Origin of the sequence: Pseudomonas sp. SW-3, from assembly GCF_016615645.1 — a bacterium.
Classification (GTDB): Bacteria; Pseudomonadota; Gammaproteobacteria; order Pseudomonadales; family Pseudomonadaceae; genus Aquipseudomonas; species Aquipseudomonas mandelii.
In genome coordinates this window covers 3,567,088-3,582,765 of record NZ_CP067098.1, presented here as the reverse complement: position 1 = coordinate 3,582,765, position 15,678 = coordinate 3,567,088, and the positions used below count along the sequence as shown (strand labels likewise).

Genomic DNA, 15,678 nt, shown 5'->3' with positions numbered 1-15,678 from the left:
TTCATGGATAGCGCGTTGCACCTGGACATCTCATTGAGCGGAGCGTTGTGGGCGATCGGCCAGGTCGGGGACCTCAGCATGGGACAGCCCCTCGGGCATTCCCGACGCGTTGCCGCACTGGCGCGGAGGTTGGCGCAGGCCGCACACGGCGAGGGCGAGCATCAGAGGGTAGCGGAGCAGGTCGCCTTGCTGCGCTGGTCAGGTTGCACCGCCAACGCCGAAGGGTTTGCAAATTTGCTGGGTGATGACGTCGATGGCCGCCGTGCGATGCTCGATCTGACCCTGAGCAAAGAGAAAATGAACGCGGTGCATCAGGCGGTCCCGCTTGCCGTGGTGCACTGCGAGGTCTCTGGCGAAGTCGCGAGAACCCTCGAACTGGGTGCCGCTGTCGAGGCCGGCTTGTGCGGCGTATTCGAAACCTACGATGGGACTGGCCGACCGCTGGGCTTGACCCATGAACACATTCCGGAGGTCGCCTATCAGGTGGTGCTTGCAGGTGATCTGGATATTCTCAGTCGAGCACATGGCCTGGACGCGGCGCTGCGCTGGATTCGCGACCAGTCGGATCGGCGTTATCCCGCCTCCCTCGCGTCGTTGCTCATGGATAACGCCAGGGAGTGGCTGGCAGACCTGGAAGGCCTCTCGCAACACCCGGCCGACGCGCAGGCCGAACGTTCGGTCTCGCTGACATTGGTGGGGGACGTGATTGACTTGAAGCTACCTTGGCTGGCGGGGCATTCGCGGCGGGTGGCGCATGTTGCGATGGAGGCTGCACGTTCGTGGGGGCTAGGTGAACCCTCCCTGACTGCGATCGGCAAGGCAGCGCTCGTTTACGGTCTCGGCCGGGCAGCCGTTTCCAACCAGCTCTGGAATACCGCCGGGGCGCTTTCTTATAGCGCCGTGGAGCGGGTGCACCTCGTCCCCTACTGGACGCAGCAGGCGCTGAGGCCTATCAGTGAGCTGGCCGTGTCTGCGGAGATTGCAGCCCATGCTTACGAACGGCTGAATGGCAGTGGTTATTTTCGAGGCGTGATGGGTGATGCACTGTGTGCCGAGCACCGACTGTTCGCCACCTCCGTGGCCTGGGTCGCACTAAGGGAAGCCCGGCCATGGAGGACGGCCTATGGCGAATCGGAGGCGGCCAGACTGCTCGCACAGGATGCCGCCGGTGGCTTGTTCGACAAGGATGTTTGTGACGCGGTTATCGCCGCTGCCCGTGGCGAGCGTCGGACTCATCAGCCGAAGGGCTCGTTACTCACCGCACGCGAGTGTGACGTGCTCCTGGAAATCAGCCGCGGCGCTAGTAACAAGCAGGTGGCGCGACTGCTGGACATCAGTCCGAGCACTGTTCGCACCCACATGGAAAGCATATTTCGCAAATTGGAATGCTCGACCCGAGCCGCCGCGACCCTGAAAGGATTGACGCTGGGTTTGATCGCCTGATGCCGAGTAGCGCCAGGTTAATCAGTGTGTGAGGCTCGTTTGTACAATCGATGGGCGACGTTTACGCGGGTCCATCTTTGGCGGGCGGATTGGCGCGAGCCAGGGCGATGAATGCCTTGATCGCGGCGGAGGGGTTGCGGCGGTTAGGGTAGTACAGGCAGAGCTTGTCTCTGGGGGGCGTCCAATCGTCCAATACCCGCTCGAACTGTCCAGCCTCGATTTCATCCCGGACGTCCTGCTCCATGAAAAAGCCGAGCCCCATGCTTTCCTGCACCGCTGCTTTGACGACGCTCGGTTCATCAAGCGTGAGCGGCCCACTCACATCGAGCCTGGTCACTTCTCCATCTCGCTCGAAATGCCACGGGAAAATCGCCCCATTGGGCAGACGGACACGCACGCACCGATGGTTGAGCAGATCAGGCGGTGTCCGTGGCCTGCCGTATTGGTCGAAGTACGCCGGTGTACCGACCACGGCGTACCGTTGCGGCAGGCCGAGGGGGATCACGATCATATCGCTCGGCACGAGGCTTGCGGAACGTACGCCGAAATCGAAGCCGTCAGCAACGATATCCACCAGGCGGCCTTCGGTGACAAGGTCGATGTGTACCTTCGGATGATGCCGCAAGAATTCCACCACCAATGGCAGGAGTGCTGCGCGAGCAGCGCTGGCGAACGCATTGATGCGCAGCGTACCCGAAGGGCCGGCATTGTGGGATCGCACCGCGTCGAGCGCCGCGCGCAAATCCTGCAGCGCCGGCCCCACCTGCTCCAGAAAAATCCTGCCGGCCTCGGTGACGGCCACGCTGCGGGTCGTGCGATTGAACAACCGCGTTTCGAGGCTTGCTTCCAGTTTAGCGATGGTGCTGCTTAACGCGGTGGTTGAGACATTCAGATCGATGGCGGCTTGTCGAAACGAAGCCCTGCGGGCAACCGCTATAACGGCGTCCAGCTCGCTCAGGCCTAAACGAGGGTCTGACATGAATTGTCCTGGATTATGGGATAGGTCATAAAGTTTATCCCAGTTGAGCAAACTATCAGTCAGGTCGCAAGATCACTCCAGGTAATCCATCCAGGAGATCAACAAATGAGCCTTAAGCTTCCCGTCGCCGTTGAGACGTACTTCGATGTCAGCAATGGCGGCGACCTATCACAACTTGCGAGCTGCTTCTGCTCGCATGCCAGGGTGTTCGATGAAAACAAAACGCATGAAGGCATTCAGGCCATCGAAGTCTGGCAGAGGGAGGTCCGGCGGGCTTTCTCTTTTGACGTTCAACCTCTGCAGGCAATGCAGGGAGAGGGCAGGCTGACCGTCATTGCACGGCTTACCGGCCATTTTCCCGGTAGCCCGGTTCAGTTGAGTCACGTCTTCACGCTGGAGAGCGATCGCATAGCCTCCTTGGAGATCACGCCATGCTGAACCTTGGCTTGAGTGGTAAGCGAGTCCTCGTCACCGGAGGCACCAAGGGCATCGGGAAGGCCGTCGTCGACCTGTTCCTGGCCGAGGGCGCGAAGGTGATTACCTCTGCTCGGGAGCCAAACAGTGCCCTGCCGGATGGCCTGTTGGTTCTGGCTGATCTTTCGACCCGGGAAGGCTGCGATGCAGTCATCGCCGCGACCCGACAGCGACTGGGCAGTGTGGACATCATCATCCATGTCCTGGGTGGTTCGTCGGCACCTGGCGGTGGCTTCGCTGCACTGGACGAAGAGCAGTGGCAACGTGAGCTCAATCTGAATCTGTTTCCGGCCGTGCGCCTGGATCGTGCCTTGCTCCCGGATATGCTGGGGCGAAAGGAAGGGGTCATCCTCCACGTGACCTCCATCCAGAGTCGGCTGCCTCTGCCGGACGCTACGACAGCCTACGCAGCGGCCAAGGCTGCGCTTTCGACTTACAGCAAGAGTTTATCGAAAGAGGTTTCGCCCAAAGGCGTCCGTGTTGTCCGGGTTTCGCCGGGCTGGGTTGAAACCGAAGCCTCGGTCGCATTGGCCGAGCGACTCGCGCAGGAGGCAGGGACTGACTATCAAGGCGGCAAGCAGATCATCATGGAAGCACTAGGGGGCATCCCGCTCGGGCGCCCATCGACGCCGTCAGAGGTTGCCGACCTGATTGGCTTTCTGGCTTCGCCTCGAGCTTCATCTATCACGGGCAGTGAGTTTGTCATCGATGGCGGAACGGTGCCGACTGTCTAGCCGTCTTTTTCGCGCGAATGTGCCGAATGCCGAAACCAGCGACCAGCGCGTGTTCACTGCCGGTGGACATTTGGCGGATGTCCGCTTGGCCGTTAGCTGCATTTCATCATTGGCAGCTACCGACCCCGGCATTCGCCCCCTCGGAATCGGGCATCGGGACGGGACAATTTGCCTGATTGAGCTACTGTCTAATCACATTACCGCAGGCCACAGCGCTATGAGCAATTCGGATTCTTTGCCTCCCGTCCCTGAACCGGGCCGGATTGCACGTCGCGGTGTCGGTAACGAAACCGGGTGGGGTCGCTGGCTTCCTGGACTTCGCACGCTACGCGGGTACCGGGTTGCCTGGTTGCGTCACGACATCATGGCCGGGTTGGTGCTCACCACGATGTTGGTGCCCGTTGGCATCGCCTACGCCGTGGCATCGGGCGTGCCCGGCATCTATGGCCTCTATGCGACCATCGTTCCTCTGATCGCTTACGCGTTGTTTGGGCCCAGCCGAATTCTGGTGCTTGGCCCGGATTCTTCACTGGCCGCCGTTATTCTCGCGGTCGTCCTGCCCCTTTCGGGCGGCGATCCACAACGCGCCATCGCACTGGCGGGCATGATGGCGATCGTTTCAGGAACCGTGTGCATCCTGGCGGGCATCATGCGCTTAGGGTTCATTACGGAGTTGCTGTCCAAACCGATCCGTTACGGGTACATGAACGGCATCGCGCTGACTGTACTCATCAGCCAATTACCCAAGCTCTTCGGTTTTTCGATTGAGTCAGACGGCCCGCTGAGAAACATATGGGCCGTCGTCACCGCGGTGATGGAAGGAAAGACCAACTGGACCGCGTTCATGATCGGCGCAGCCACCTTGATCGTGATCCTGCTACTCAAGGATTACAAACGCGTGCCGAGCATCTTGATTGCAGTGGCAGGCGCCACTGTCGTTGTCGGTATGCTGGACCTTGGTACACGCGCGGGGGTGTCGGTACTCGGTTCGCTTCCACAAGGTTTACCGGAGTTGACCATCCCCTGGATCACCCGAGCCGATATTATCCCCGTGCTCATCGGCGGCTGCGCCGTCGCACTTGTGTCGTTCGCCGACACCAGTGTGCTCTCTCGTGTCTATGCAGCACGGACCAGAACCCACGTCGATCCGAACCAGGAGATGGCAGGGCTCGGTTTTGCCAATCTGGCGGCCGGATTTTTTCAAGGCTTTCCGATCAGTAGCAGTTCCTCTCGTACCCCTGTCGCCGAAGCTGCGGGCGCCAAAACCCAGTTGACCGGCGTTGTCGGCGCATTGGCCGTGGCCCTGCTGCTGATGGTGGGGCCGGACCTGTTGCAGAGTTTGCCCAGCAGTGCATTGGCAGCGGTGGTGATCGCGTCGGCCATCGGTCTGATTGAAGTCGCTGACCTGCGACGCATTTATCGCATCCAGCGCTGGGAGTTCTGGTTGTCGATCGTCTGCACTGTCGGCGTGGCTGTGTTCGGCGCAATCGAGGGCATCGGTCTGGCCATCGTGGTCGCCGTCATCGAATTTCTGTGGGATGGTTGGCGGCCGTATTCCGCAGTGCTGGGACAAGCCAAGGGGGTCAAGGGCTACCACGATATCCAGCGCTATCCCGACGCAAGCCTCATCCCCGGCCTGGTGCTGTTTCGCTGGGATGCGCCGTTGTTTTTCGCCAACGCCGAACTGTTCAATGACCGCGTGCTGGACGCAGTGGCGGCATCGCCAACGCCCGTGCGCTGGTTAGTCGTTGCAGCGGAACCCGTCACCAGTGTCGACGTCACTTCTTCCGACATGCTATTGGAGTTGGACGAAACCCTGCGCGCCGCAGGCATCAAGTTGTGCATGGCCGAGATGAAGGACCCGGTCAAAGATAAGCTGAAGCGATTCGGTCTTTTCGCGCGACTTGGCGAAACGGCATTCTTTCCCACCATTGACGATGCCGTCGACAGCTACCTGGTGATCCATTCGAGGGATGGGGCAGGGCAGGACGAGACACGCTGAGTCGCGATCGTGCTCGAGCGACTGCTATTGGGCCTGCAGCAGTCGCTTGCGAGTTGCAGAATCGGCGATAAGCGGTCCGCCTGCGTCCAGGGTGATGCCTCTGCATGCAGATAGGATCTCTGCCTATCGGCACTCCGACTTCCGCTACGGCCTACCGATTTGAAATAACTTGCAAACCTTGCGTGATTGAGAAACCCCACACGCCTCTCTAGATTTGAACTCGCAATGCCGGGCCCCTCTGACAGCTAACCGCTGCCATGTCGGAGTTGCAGTTTGTATAACTTCGACACCTAGAGGAGGGGCTTATGACTGCCCTGGAACCGTTCTTCCTGGCCGAGTTTCTCGGCACCGCCACTTGGTTGTGGCTCGCCTTTATCAGCATCGTAATAGGCCTGTTGGTGTTCGACCTCGGGGTGCTGCACCGTGAGCAGCGAGAAATCGGTGTTCGTGAAAGTCTGCTGCTGTCTGCCGGCTATATCACGGCCGGTTTGCTGTTCGGCCTCTGGGTCTGGCAGATCAAAGGCGGTGACGCCGGGATGGATTTCTACACCGGCTTTCTGATCGAGAAATCGTTGTCGATGGACAACGTATTCCTGATGGCGATGATCTTCAGCTTTCTCGCAATCCCCCGTAAGTATCAACACGAGGTGCTGTTCTGGGGCATTCTCGGTGTCATCGTGCTGCGCGCGATCATGATTGGCCTGGGGGCGGCGCTGATCGCCGAGTTCAGCTGGATTCTCTATGTGTTCGGCATTTTCCTGCTACTGACCGGCGTGAAGATGCTGTTCAGCAAGGTCGATGCCCACCCGAACCTCAGCGAAAACCTGCTGGTGAAGTTTCTGCGCAAACACATGCGGGTGACCGAGCGACTGCATGAAGGGCGCTTCTTCGTCCGCCAAGCGGACGCCAGCGGCAAGTCCGTGGTCTGGGTGACGCCGTTGTTCCTGGCCCTGGTGCTGATCGAGTGTGCCGATCTGGTGTTCGCCGTGGACAGTGTGCCGGCGATCTTCGCCATCACCCAAGACCCCTTCATTGTCTACACCTCCAACATCTTTGCCATCCTTGGTCTGCGTGCGTTGTATTTCGCTTTGGCGGCGATGATTCACCGTTTCGCCTACCTCAAGTACGCGCTGGCACTGGTGCTGGTGTTTATCGGTGCCAAGATCTTCCTGGTCGGCATCATCGGCAAGATTCCCGCGGTCATTTCCTTGAGCGTGACCCTGGGGATGCTGCTGAGCGGTGTGCTGCTGTCGCTGTGGAAAACCCGCGATCAGGCCTCTGCTGGCCCGCAGGTGTAAATCCCCAAAGGTGGCGGCCAGCACCGCTTGTTCGCCTCAGTTTCAACCGAAACTGACGTCCAAATCCGTCGACCACTGGGTGTCAGTGTCGGTGTCCTGGGCCGGGTTCAAGACGGGCGGTTCTGGCAAGAGCAGTGGCAAGGCGCACATAAACGTAGCGCCTTGTCCCTTGATACTCGTGGCCCAGATCCTGCCGTCATGAAATTCGATGATCGAGCGGCAAATAGACAGCCCCATGCCCAGCCCTTCAGCCTTGGTGGTATAGAACGGGTTGAACAGTGACGGCAAATCGGCGACATCAATGCCTTCGCCGCTGTCATTGACTTCTATGATCACTTCGTTGCGCTCAACCCTCGTGCAAATGTTCAGCGAGCGCGCTCCTTCACACAGATTGCCCATGGCCTGGCAGGCGTTCATGACGAGATTGATGATGACTTGTTGCAACTGCACGCGATCGCCATTGATGCGAGCGTCGGCGGCATCCAGCGACAAATGCTGTTTGATGTGTTTATGACTCATCTCGTGCTGAACCAGCAGCAGAGTGTCAGTCACGATTTTGTCGAAGGCATGATGTTGACGTTGTGGAACGCACTTCTTCGACAACGCACGGATGCCGGTGATGACGTCACTGGCGCGCATCGAACTCTGGATGATGCGATTCAGAGACAACTTTGCCTCTTCCAGTTCCGGTTTATCACGGTCGATCCAGCGCATGCACGACTCTCCGCTGGAAACGATCGCTGCCAGCGGCTGGTTCACTTCATGGGCGATGGAGGCGGCGAGTTCACCCAGCGATGTCATCCGGGTGACATGCGCCAGTTGAGCTCGGGAGTCGAACAACGCCTGCTCGGCTTGGCGCTCCGAGGTGATGTCCATCACCGCCGCCACGTACTCGCGACTATGGGCGCTATTGCTCAGGTTGATGGCGTTAAAAACCATCTGCACGTAGCGGCAATTGCCATCCGGCATGATCAAGCGCTGTTCCAGTTCAATGTCCGGCACCCCGGCCGCCAGTCGGGTAAACAGTCCGCCAGCCAGCAAGTGATCTTCCGGGTGCAGCCTTGCCGTCATCAGCGCCCAGGACGGCTCGATATCCCGAGGGTAACCGTAGATGCGAAAGGCTTCCTCGGACCAGCGTATTTCTTTGCATTGGCCGTGATCGAAGCGCAACCCGACGCTCCCGGTCCGGCTCAAACGTTGCGCCCCGGTCAGAAAAGCCTGATTGCGGCGCAATTCATTGGTCGACCATTTGCTGCGTACAGTCAGCAAGGTGATGGTCACCAGCGAGACAAGGCACCTGATGTAGCCAACAATGCTGCCTGTGGCTTGGTAGAAGTAATCGATGATGAAACTGCCGGTGACCAGGAGGAAGCAGAACAGCGCGACAATGGTCACTGTCCGGATCGAAAAAACATGCGCCGACATGAACAACAGGGTGATGTAGAGCACGGCATGCGCGAGATCCGAGTCAATCAAAAGATTGATGACGGAGATAGTGATTGCCGCCGATACAGAGGCGATAAACGCCAGCCGGTCTGACTCCAGGAAACGTTTGCAAAGTCGCGTGAGCAGCATGTTTTTTCCCTTTAACAATGGCACAGGTTGACCGTCGCGGTCAGCGTCGCCGAGGGGCGACGCCCATTTACCGCTGGACCGTTACGCAGCCTCACTCACCAGCGCTTTCGACGACGTCCACATTAACCCGCGAGTGATCTGTGCAACGACGGCGAAGGCACCCACCATGAACACCACATCACCAATGGTTCTCATCCAGCGCAGCGTCTGCATCAAGTCTTGCTGCATGAACGCTTCGCTGCGTGCATACCACAGACCCTGGCTGGCGCTGGCGTAGAACTGCATCAGGCCGATGGGCAGCAGGCTGGTGAAAATCATCAGCAGCAGGCCCGCGTTCAGCCACCAGAACCCAACGGTCATGAGGCGATTGTTGAACCGCAGGTCGGGGCGAATGTAGCGCAGGATCAACAAGCCAAACCCCAGCGCCAGGAAGCCATAGACACCGAACAGGGCAGCGTGGGCATGTAGCGGGGTGGTGTTCAAACCTTGTATGTAGAACAGCGCGATTGGCGGGTTGATCAGGAAACCGAAGACTCCGGCACCGAGCATGTTCCAGAAGGCGCAGGCTACGAAAAACTGTAATGGCCAACGCACGCGTTCCATCCACGGGGCGCGGTCGCGCAGACGCCAGTTTTCCCAGGCTTCATGCCCCAGCAGAATCAGTGGCACGACCTCCAGAGCGCTGAATGTCGCCCCTACGGCCATGACCGGCGTAGTAGTCCCGGAGAAGTAGATGTGGTGAAACGTGCCGGGTACACCGCCGAGCATGAACAACGACGCGGACGCGAGCGTGGCGGTCGTCGCCATTCTCTTCGAGACCAGGCCCATGCTGGTGAAGATGAATGCCAGCGCACTGGTAGCAAAAACTTCAAAAAAACCTTCGACCCACAGATGCACCACCCACCAGCGCCAGTACTCCATTACCGAAAGGTGAGTCCGTTCGCCATAAAACAGTCCGGCTCCGTAAAACAGGCCGATAGCAACCACCGAGCATGCGAGCAGCGCCAGCAGATTTTTATCGCCCGGGCTGCGTAGCGCGGGGACCATGGCACGCAACATCAGCACCAGCCAGAAGACGATACCGGCGAATTTTCCGATCTGCCACAGTCGGCCCAGATCGACATATTCATAGCCCTGATGCCCAAGCCAGAAACTCCACTCGGCTGGCAACAACTGGGCGATGGCGAGAAAGTTGCCGCAATAAGAGCCGATGATGACCACCACTAGCGCCCAAAACAGCAGATCGACGCCGAGCTTTTGCCACCGCGGATCTTTTCCGCCGTTGATGATCGGGCCAAGGAACAGCCCGGCGGCGAGAAAGCCGGTGGCGATCCAGAACATCGCACTCTGTAGATGCCACGTGCGAGTGAGGGAGTAGGGGAACCACTTGGACAGCGGGATCCCGTAGAAATCTTGCCCCTCGACGGTGTAGTGGGCTGTCAATCCACCCATCATCACTTGAAACCCGAACAGGGCGCCGACCAGCAACAGGTACTTGCCCAAGGCTTTCTGCGAGGGCGTCAAGGTCACCAGGCTGATGGGGTCTCGGGCGGGTGCAACGGGTTCAGCGTCGTCGTGCTTGCGTAAAAACGCCCACGCCCAAACGAGGAAGCCCACTCCCGCCACCAGCATGATGATACTGGCCATCGACCAGATGATGTTTTCGGCCGTCGGTGTATTACCGATCAGGGGTTCATGAGGCCAGTTGTTGGTAAACGTGGCGTTCTGGCCGTCTCGCTCGGTCGCGGCTGCCCACGCTGTCCAGAAAAAGAAGCGGGTCATTTGCTTGCGCCGTGCAGGGTCCGGCAGGGTTACCTCTTTCATCGCGAAGCTTTGACGGCTGCTGTGCAGGGTGGGATCGCCGCCGAACAGGGCATCGTAATACGTTGCTGTCTGCTCCATTGCCTGGCTGCGGCGAGCGCTGAGTACCAACGTGCCGTCAATCACGCGATTGCTGCGGTACTCACGCTTGAGCTGATGTTGTAAAAAGGCCTGTTGCTCTTCACCCAGCTCGGCATAGGGTCTGTCATAGCTGTCAGTCGCCGCCAGTTCGAGCCAGGCAAGTAACTCGCGATGCAACCAGTCTGCCGTCCAGTCCGGTGCCTGGTACGCGCCGTGCCCCCAGATGGATCCCAGCTGCATGCCACCGACACTCTGCCAGGCCGTTTGCCCATCCAGAATGTCATCGGCCTTGAACAGCGTGTGGCCGTCGACACTCTGTATGTATTGCGGAATCGGTGGCGCCTGGCGATAGATCTCGCGCCCAAACCAGCCCAGCAGGCAGAACGTGACCCCAAGAATGCCGATCAAAATCCACCATAATCTTCGGTATTCACCCATGAATCACCTCGGCGTTTGCCTGTTGAATTCACACAGCGAGCGCGTGCGCTGCATTTGTGTAATTCGGTTATAAAAAAATGCGCAACTTCGTATTGATAAAAAAAGCGCTCTTTCGGTAAAAAGAGCGCTAAAGCCCGCTTTGAAAAGGAGGTATCAAACCGGGAGTGTCAATTCCAAACGGAGCGGTATCGCGTTGAGCGCATAAAAACGACGGTATGTCGTTTTTTCAGCGTTGATCGAATAATAACGGAATGAATAGGCGAGTCACTTATGCCTAGGGGTTTTTCGGAGGTATGTTCGTATGAGTTGATCATTCTTTGGTATTAACTTAAGCGCATTTAATGCGTTTTTGGGGCTTTTCAGGTGCTGGCTTGCCAATGAGTATCATGAACTGGCGTGTTATTTATTTTTTTCGGATTGTAGGGTGGAATTTGACAATTGATAGTAGGTCGTCGCATTGGGCAGGAAGGTGCTATTCAACAACCACGGGTAGAAGTTACGAGCTCTGAAAAACTATACTTTCATATAATGTGACCATACCTAATTGCCCATAAATATTTACGTTTATCTGGCACTCTGTTCCAAGTGTTCAGGGGCGACATTCCCCGATTCGGTGGACATGGCCATCGAGAGCCGTGTCATCGACTTTGTCGCTGTCTGTCTTTAGCCGAAGCGCGGTGCCGCAAACGTTTCGCGTGTTTGATGATTTTCTGAAGCAGCATGAATATTGAGGTGCGGATGCGCGTCTTAACACAAGTGGAGTTCTGTCAATCAGCTCCCATAACCTCAAGGTTGAACTAATTGTCAAATATTCCAATCATTTCGATCGTTGACGACGACGACACACTTCGCATGTCGCTGGACAGTCTGGTGAGGTCAATGGGATATGTGACGCGAACCTATGCCTGTGCCGAGGAATGTCTGGCCGATTATGCGCTGGATTCGACCTCATGCATGATTTCGGATATTCGCATGCCGGGGATGAATGGCTTGCAAATGCTGGAACAGTTGCTGGCGCGCGACATGCGGTTTCCGGTGATATTCATTACCGCCTGCATCGGTGAGACTCCCGAAGTAAAAGCGCGGGAACTGGGGGCCGTGGGCTACTTCAAGAAACCCTTCGATTCTGAGCAGCTCATGCGGCGAGTGCAGCATGTCCTGAGTGGGAGACCTGCCGAATAGAAATGAGTGGCCGAGTGACGATTCGCTCTGCTCCCTATCGTTATCGGGTGTTTTGCCAAGTCTGCACGTGGCGTCGGGTTATCAGGCCAACTCAGTTTCCCACTCAAGTCGTTGGTTTCGACTACAGTGGTAAGACTCTGCATAAAGCCATAACAAGACGGAGAGTTTTCCATGCGAGTAACCAGTCGCTTTAGCCTCTTTGCGGCCACCGCTGCGTTGACAGTCTCGTGCGCAGCTAACGCCGCACCTGTGTTCATAAATATTCTTACCGGAGGGACTAGCGGGGTTTATTACCCCATTGGGGTTGGGCTGTCACAGATATACAGCGATGGGATACCGGGGGCGAAGACTTCTGTGCAGGCGACCAAAGCCTCGGTGGAAAATCTCAACCTTTTACAAGCTGGTCGTGGGGAGCTCGCTCTGGCGCTTGGGGACTCTGTGGCTGATGCAAAAAACGGCGTGGAAGATGCAGGATTCAAGGCCCCGCTGACAAAGTTGCGAGCAATTGCAGGCGCCTATCCGAACTACATTCAAATTGTTGCGAATAAAGAGTCCGGCATCAAAACCTTGGCGGATTTGAAAGGGAAAACCATCTCCGTCGGCGCCCCTAAGTCCGGTACCGAACTGAACGCACGTGCGATTTTCAAAGCGGCGGGATTGACGTACGAAGACATGAGCAAAGTCCAATACCTACCCTTCGCGGAGTCGGTAGAGCTGATCAAAAACCGTCAGTTAGATGCCACGCTTCAGTCCTCGGGTTTAGGCATGGCGGCCATCCGCGACCTTTCCTCAACCATGCCATTGAACTACGTCGCGATTCCTCCTGATGTGGTTACGAAAATCGGCAATGCCGCTTATCAGCCTGCACAAATTCCAGCCAATACCTATGACGGACAACCTGAGTCACTGCCTACTGTGGCGATCACTAATATTTTTGTGACGCGCGAGGACGTCTCAGAGGATGTTGCCTACCAGATGACCAAGCTGATGTTCGAAAACCTCACTCGCCTGGGTAATTCTCACTCAGCCGCCAAGGACATCAAGTTGCAAAATGCTGCCAGGAATTTACCCATTCCACTTCACCCCGGTGCCGAGCGCTACTACAAGGAAGCTGGAGCGCTGTAATCCAAAAATGCGCCACGGGGATGGTCGCTAGAGCGATAGAGCGGTTCGTACCCTTCTATGTAGTTTTGAGGCAGGTACCCAATGAGCGAAGATCATCATGGCATCGCCGCCAACCCACGCGACTGGCCTAAGACGCTGTTCTACGTGGCGTTGTTGTTTTCTGTTTTCCAGATTGTTACCGCTGCGTTTGCGCCTGTTTCCAGCCAGGTGCTGCGCGCGGTGCACGTTGGTTTCCTGTTGTGGGTGGTGTTTCTGAGTTACCCGGCGTATGGCAGAGCACGTCCTTGGCAGCCGCTGGCCTGGATATTGAGCCTCGCGGGGATTACCACTGCTTTGTATCAATGGTTCTTCGAGGCGGATTTGATCCAGCGTTCAGGTGACCTGACTACAGCTGACATGGTGGTTGGGCTGGTATTGATCGCCTTGGTGTTTGAGGCCGCGCGTCGGGTGATGGGGATCGCTTTGCCTGTCATCTGTGGTTTGTTTCTGGCCTACGGTCTATTGGGTGAATACCTGCCAGGCGACCTGGCTCATCGAGGCTACGGATTCGATCAAGTCGTCAACCAGTTGTCATTCGGCACCGAAGGTCTCTACGGGACACCAACCTACGTTTCCGCTACCTATATTTTCCTGTTCATTTTGTTCGGGTCCTTTCTCGAACAGGCCGGCATGATCAAATTGTTCACAGATTTCGCGATGGGACTGTTTGGCCACAAACTCGGGGGGCCGGCAAAAGTATCGGTCGCGTCATCGGCTTTGATGGGGACGATCACAGGCTCAGGCATTGCGAACGTTGTCACAACCGGGCAGTTCACGATTCCATTGATGAAGCGCTTCGGCTACAAGGCAGCATTTGCTGGCGGCGTAGAGGCGACTTCGAGCATGGGCAGCCAACTGATGCCGCCTGTGATGGGGGCTGTCGCGTTTATTATGGCGGAAACAATTAATGTCCCGTTTGTAGAGATCGCCAAAGCTGCGTTAATTCCAGCCATCCTGTATTTCGGTTCGGTGTTCTGGATGGTTCACCTTGAGGCAAAACGCTCCGACCTTAAGGGGTTACCCAAAGACCAATGCCCCAGCGCATGGGGTGCGGTAAAGGAAAGCTGGTATTTGCTGATTCCGCTTTTTGTCCTGGTCTACCTGCTTTTTTCCGGACGTACTCCGCTGTTCTCCGGAATGGTGGGTCTGGCGCTAACAGCCATCGTTATTCTCGGTTCGGCAATCATTCTCCGGGTGTCCAGTTACGCGATGCGGTGTGCGTTCTGGATTGCGCTTGGTGTCCTCTGCGTCGGTTTTTTCCAGTTGGGTATTAGCGTGATCTTTGCGGTGATCGCCACGTTAGTGGTCATCTGCTGGTTCATTCAGGGAGGCCGAGCAACCCTGAGTATTTGCCTGCATGCGTTAGTCGAAGGTGCTCGCCATGCTGTACCGGTCGGGATTGCTTGCGCGCTAGTGGGAATCATCATCGGCGTAGTGTCATTGACGGGGATAGCCTCGACTTTCGCTGGTTACATACTGGCCATCGGCAGGGATAATTTGTTGTTGTCACTCATACTGACGATGATTACCTGCCTTGTGTTGGGCATGGGTATCCCGACGATTCCCAACTACATCATTACCAGTTCGATTGCAGCACCTGCTCTGCTTGAGTTGGGTGTGCCGCTGATCGTGTCGCACATGTTCGTTTTCTATTTCGGAATTCTTGCAGACCTTACGCCACCGGTTGCTTTGGCATGCTTTGCCGCAGCGCCCATCGCCAAGGAAACAGGATTCAAGATCAGTCTGTGGGCGGTTCGTATTGCATTGGCTGGCTTTGTCATTCCGTTCATGGCGGTCTACAACCCTGCGCTCATGATGCAAGGCGACAATTTGTGGATGACGGCTTATATGTTGGTGAAGACAGTGTTGGCCGTTGGCCTCTGGGGAATGGCGTCCACAGGTTATCTGCAACAGAAGATGCCGATTTGGGAGCGTGTATTGAGTTTCGCCGCAGGTGCTTTGTTGGTCGTTGCGCTGCCGTTGACTGACGAAATCGGTTTCGTGCTGGGTGTGTTGATAATACTTCAGCATGTCTGGCGATCTCGTCGTGTCAGACCGGCCATCGCATGATTGGCTTGTGCCTGGGTTTGGCCGGCGTCGCCTGGGCCCAACTCCCTGTTTCAAGCTTTACACTGGCTTGGAACCACTCAATTGAAAAAATTCGTTGGGAAGAAGACTACCGAGTCTCGGAGCAGGGACTTGTGCTCACCGAGGCCAGGGTCAAAGGGAATGGCGCGGGTATGGAGATTCCCCCGGAGGCCAGGTTGGAAAAAGGCAGTTGGCACTATCAACGTCACCTGCCGCCTTTGCAGCCTCTGAGTCTGGGACGCACCCCGCAAGCAGGTGACTACCAGTTATGCTTCCAACAGCAATGTCATGAGATGAGCGAGTGGCTAGGGCCACCCGTCAGCAACCCGGCCTCAGTGGATCTATGGAGTTGCTGGACGGACTCAGGACAACACTAAGTGGCCGGGGTAGCACAAACGT

The 15,678-nt window shown here is 57.1% G+C and carries 12 protein-coding genes; 9 read left to right on the top strand and 3 right to left on the bottom strand.

Translation table 11 applies throughout. The features are described 5' to 3' along the window. Positions 1–3 precede the first annotated feature (3 nt). Positions 4–1,443: an HD domain-containing phosphohydrolase gene (locus tag JIO00_RS15985; protein ID WP_200666258.1), complete on the top strand. Its 1,440-nt coding sequence runs from the start codon at positions 4–6 to the stop codon at positions 1,441–1,443. 61 nt (positions 1,444–1,504) lie between these two features. Here the strand turns inward: JIO00_RS15985 and JIO00_RS15980 are convergent, their stop codons facing one another. After that, positions 1,505–2,422: a LysR family transcriptional regulator gene (locus JIO00_RS15980; RefSeq protein WP_102594142.1), complete on the bottom strand. Its 918-nt coding sequence runs from the start codon at positions 2,420–2,422 to the stop codon at positions 1,505–1,507. Between the two features lie 105 nt (positions 2,423–2,527). Here JIO00_RS15980 and JIO00_RS15975 point away from each other — a divergent pair, with 105 nt between their 5' ends. The 4 genes from JIO00_RS15975 to JIO00_RS15960 all read left to right on the top strand — a co-directional run bounded on the left by JIO00_RS15975 (position 2,528) and on the right by JIO00_RS15960 (position 6,930). Further along, the gene (locus tag JIO00_RS15975) at positions 2,528–2,860 is read left to right on the top strand and encodes a nuclear transport factor 2 family protein (RefSeq protein ID WP_172791098.1); all 333 of its coding nucleotides are present in this window, start codon (positions 2,528–2,530) and stop codon (positions 2,858–2,860) included. After that, entirely contained in the window at positions 2,854–3,630 is a 777-nt protein-coding gene (locus JIO00_RS15970; protein ID WP_154504875.1) for an SDR family oxidoreductase, read from the top strand. Before JIO00_RS15975 ends, JIO00_RS15970 begins: the two co-directional genes overlap by 7 nt. A 217-nt stretch (positions 3,631–3,847) precedes the next feature. Next, the gene (locus tag JIO00_RS15965) at positions 3,848–5,632 is read left to right on the top strand and encodes a SulP family inorganic anion transporter (RefSeq protein WP_102594145.1); all 1,785 of its coding nucleotides are present in this window, start codon (positions 3,848–3,850) and stop codon (positions 5,630–5,632) included. 305 nt (positions 5,633–5,937) lie between these two features. After that, on the top strand, positions 5,938–6,930 hold the full coding sequence (locus JIO00_RS15960; RefSeq protein WP_200666256.1) for a TerC family protein: 993 nt from the start codon (positions 5,938–5,940) through the stop codon (positions 6,928–6,930). Positions 6,931–6,972: 42 nt separating this feature from the next. On the opposite strand, the gene JIO00_RS15955 is transcribed toward JIO00_RS15960, so the two are convergent. Further along, entirely contained in the window at positions 6,973–8,505 is a 1,533-nt protein-coding gene (locus JIO00_RS15955) for a sensor histidine kinase (RefSeq protein ID WP_200666254.1), read from the bottom strand. A gap of 81 nt (positions 8,506–8,586) precedes the next feature. Then, positions 8,587–10,845 carry a nitric-oxide reductase large subunit gene (locus JIO00_RS15950; protein WP_200666252.1) on the bottom strand — a complete coding sequence of 753 codons (2,259 nt, stop codon included), beginning with the start codon at positions 10,843–10,845 and terminating at the stop codon, positions 8,587–8,589. 801 nt (positions 10,846–11,646) lie between these two features. Here JIO00_RS15950 and JIO00_RS15945 point away from each other — a divergent pair. The 4 genes from JIO00_RS15945 (at position 11,647) to JIO00_RS15930 (ending at position 15,656) form a co-directional block, all read left to right on the top strand. After that, complete coding sequence (locus JIO00_RS15945; protein ID WP_010460776.1) at positions 11,647–12,027, top strand: response regulator transcription factor; 381 nt, start codon at positions 11,647–11,649, stop codon at positions 12,025–12,027. A gap of 171 nt (positions 12,028–12,198) precedes the next feature. Then, positions 12,199–13,152, top strand: a complete 954-nt coding sequence (locus tag JIO00_RS15940; RefSeq protein WP_010460773.1) for a TAXI family TRAP transporter solute-binding subunit — start codon at positions 12,199–12,201, stop codon at positions 13,150–13,152. Between the two features lie 81 nt (positions 13,153–13,233). Next, on the top strand, positions 13,234–15,261 hold the full coding sequence (locus tag JIO00_RS15935) for a TRAP transporter permease (RefSeq protein WP_010460771.1): 2,028 nt from the start codon (positions 13,234–13,236) through the stop codon (positions 15,259–15,261). Further along, positions 15,258–15,656: a DUF1850 domain-containing protein gene (locus JIO00_RS15930; RefSeq protein ID WP_010460768.1), complete on the top strand. Its 399-nt coding sequence runs from the start codon at positions 15,258–15,260 to the stop codon at positions 15,654–15,656. Before JIO00_RS15935 ends, JIO00_RS15930 begins: the two co-directional genes overlap by 4 nt. The last annotated feature ends 22 nt before the right edge of the window (positions 15,657–15,678 follow it).

Excerpts from the sequence above, each read along its gene's own strand:
- JIO00_RS15985 (WP_200666258.1), top strand. The coding sequence starts at position 4 with ATGGATAGCGCGTTGCACCTGGACATCTCATTGAGCGGAGCGTTGTGG.
- JIO00_RS15980 (WP_102594142.1), bottom strand. The coding sequence starts at position 2,422 with ATGTCAGACCCTCGTTTAGGCCTGAGCGAGCTGGACGCCGTTATAGCG.
- JIO00_RS15975 (WP_172791098.1), top strand. The coding sequence starts at position 2,528 with ATGAGCCTTAAGCTTCCCGTCGCCGTTGAGACGTACTTCGATGTCAGC.
- JIO00_RS15970 (WP_154504875.1), top strand. The coding sequence starts at position 2,854 with ATGCTGAACCTTGGCTTGAGTGGTAAGCGAGTCCTCGTCACCGGAGGC.
- JIO00_RS15965 (WP_102594145.1), top strand. The coding sequence starts at position 3,848 with ATGAGCAATTCGGATTCTTTGCCTCCCGTCCCTGAACCGGGCCGGATT.
- JIO00_RS15960 (WP_200666256.1), top strand. The coding sequence starts at position 5,938 with ATGACTGCCCTGGAACCGTTCTTCCTGGCCGAGTTTCTCGGCACCGCC.
- JIO00_RS15955 (WP_200666254.1), bottom strand. The coding sequence starts at position 8,505 with ATGCTGCTCACGCGACTTTGCAAACGTTTCCTGGAGTCAGACCGGCTG.
- JIO00_RS15950 (WP_200666252.1), bottom strand. The coding sequence starts at position 10,845 with ATGGGTGAATACCGAAGATTATGGTGGATTTTGATCGGCATTCTTGGG.
- JIO00_RS15940 (WP_010460773.1), top strand. The coding sequence starts at position 12,199 with ATGCGAGTAACCAGTCGCTTTAGCCTCTTTGCGGCCACCGCTGCGTTG.
- JIO00_RS15935 (WP_010460771.1), top strand. The coding sequence starts at position 13,234 with ATGAGCGAAGATCATCATGGCATCGCCGCCAACCCACGCGACTGGCCT.
- JIO00_RS15930 (WP_010460768.1), top strand. The coding sequence starts at position 15,258 with ATGATTGGCTTGTGCCTGGGTTTGGCCGGCGTCGCCTGGGCCCAACTC.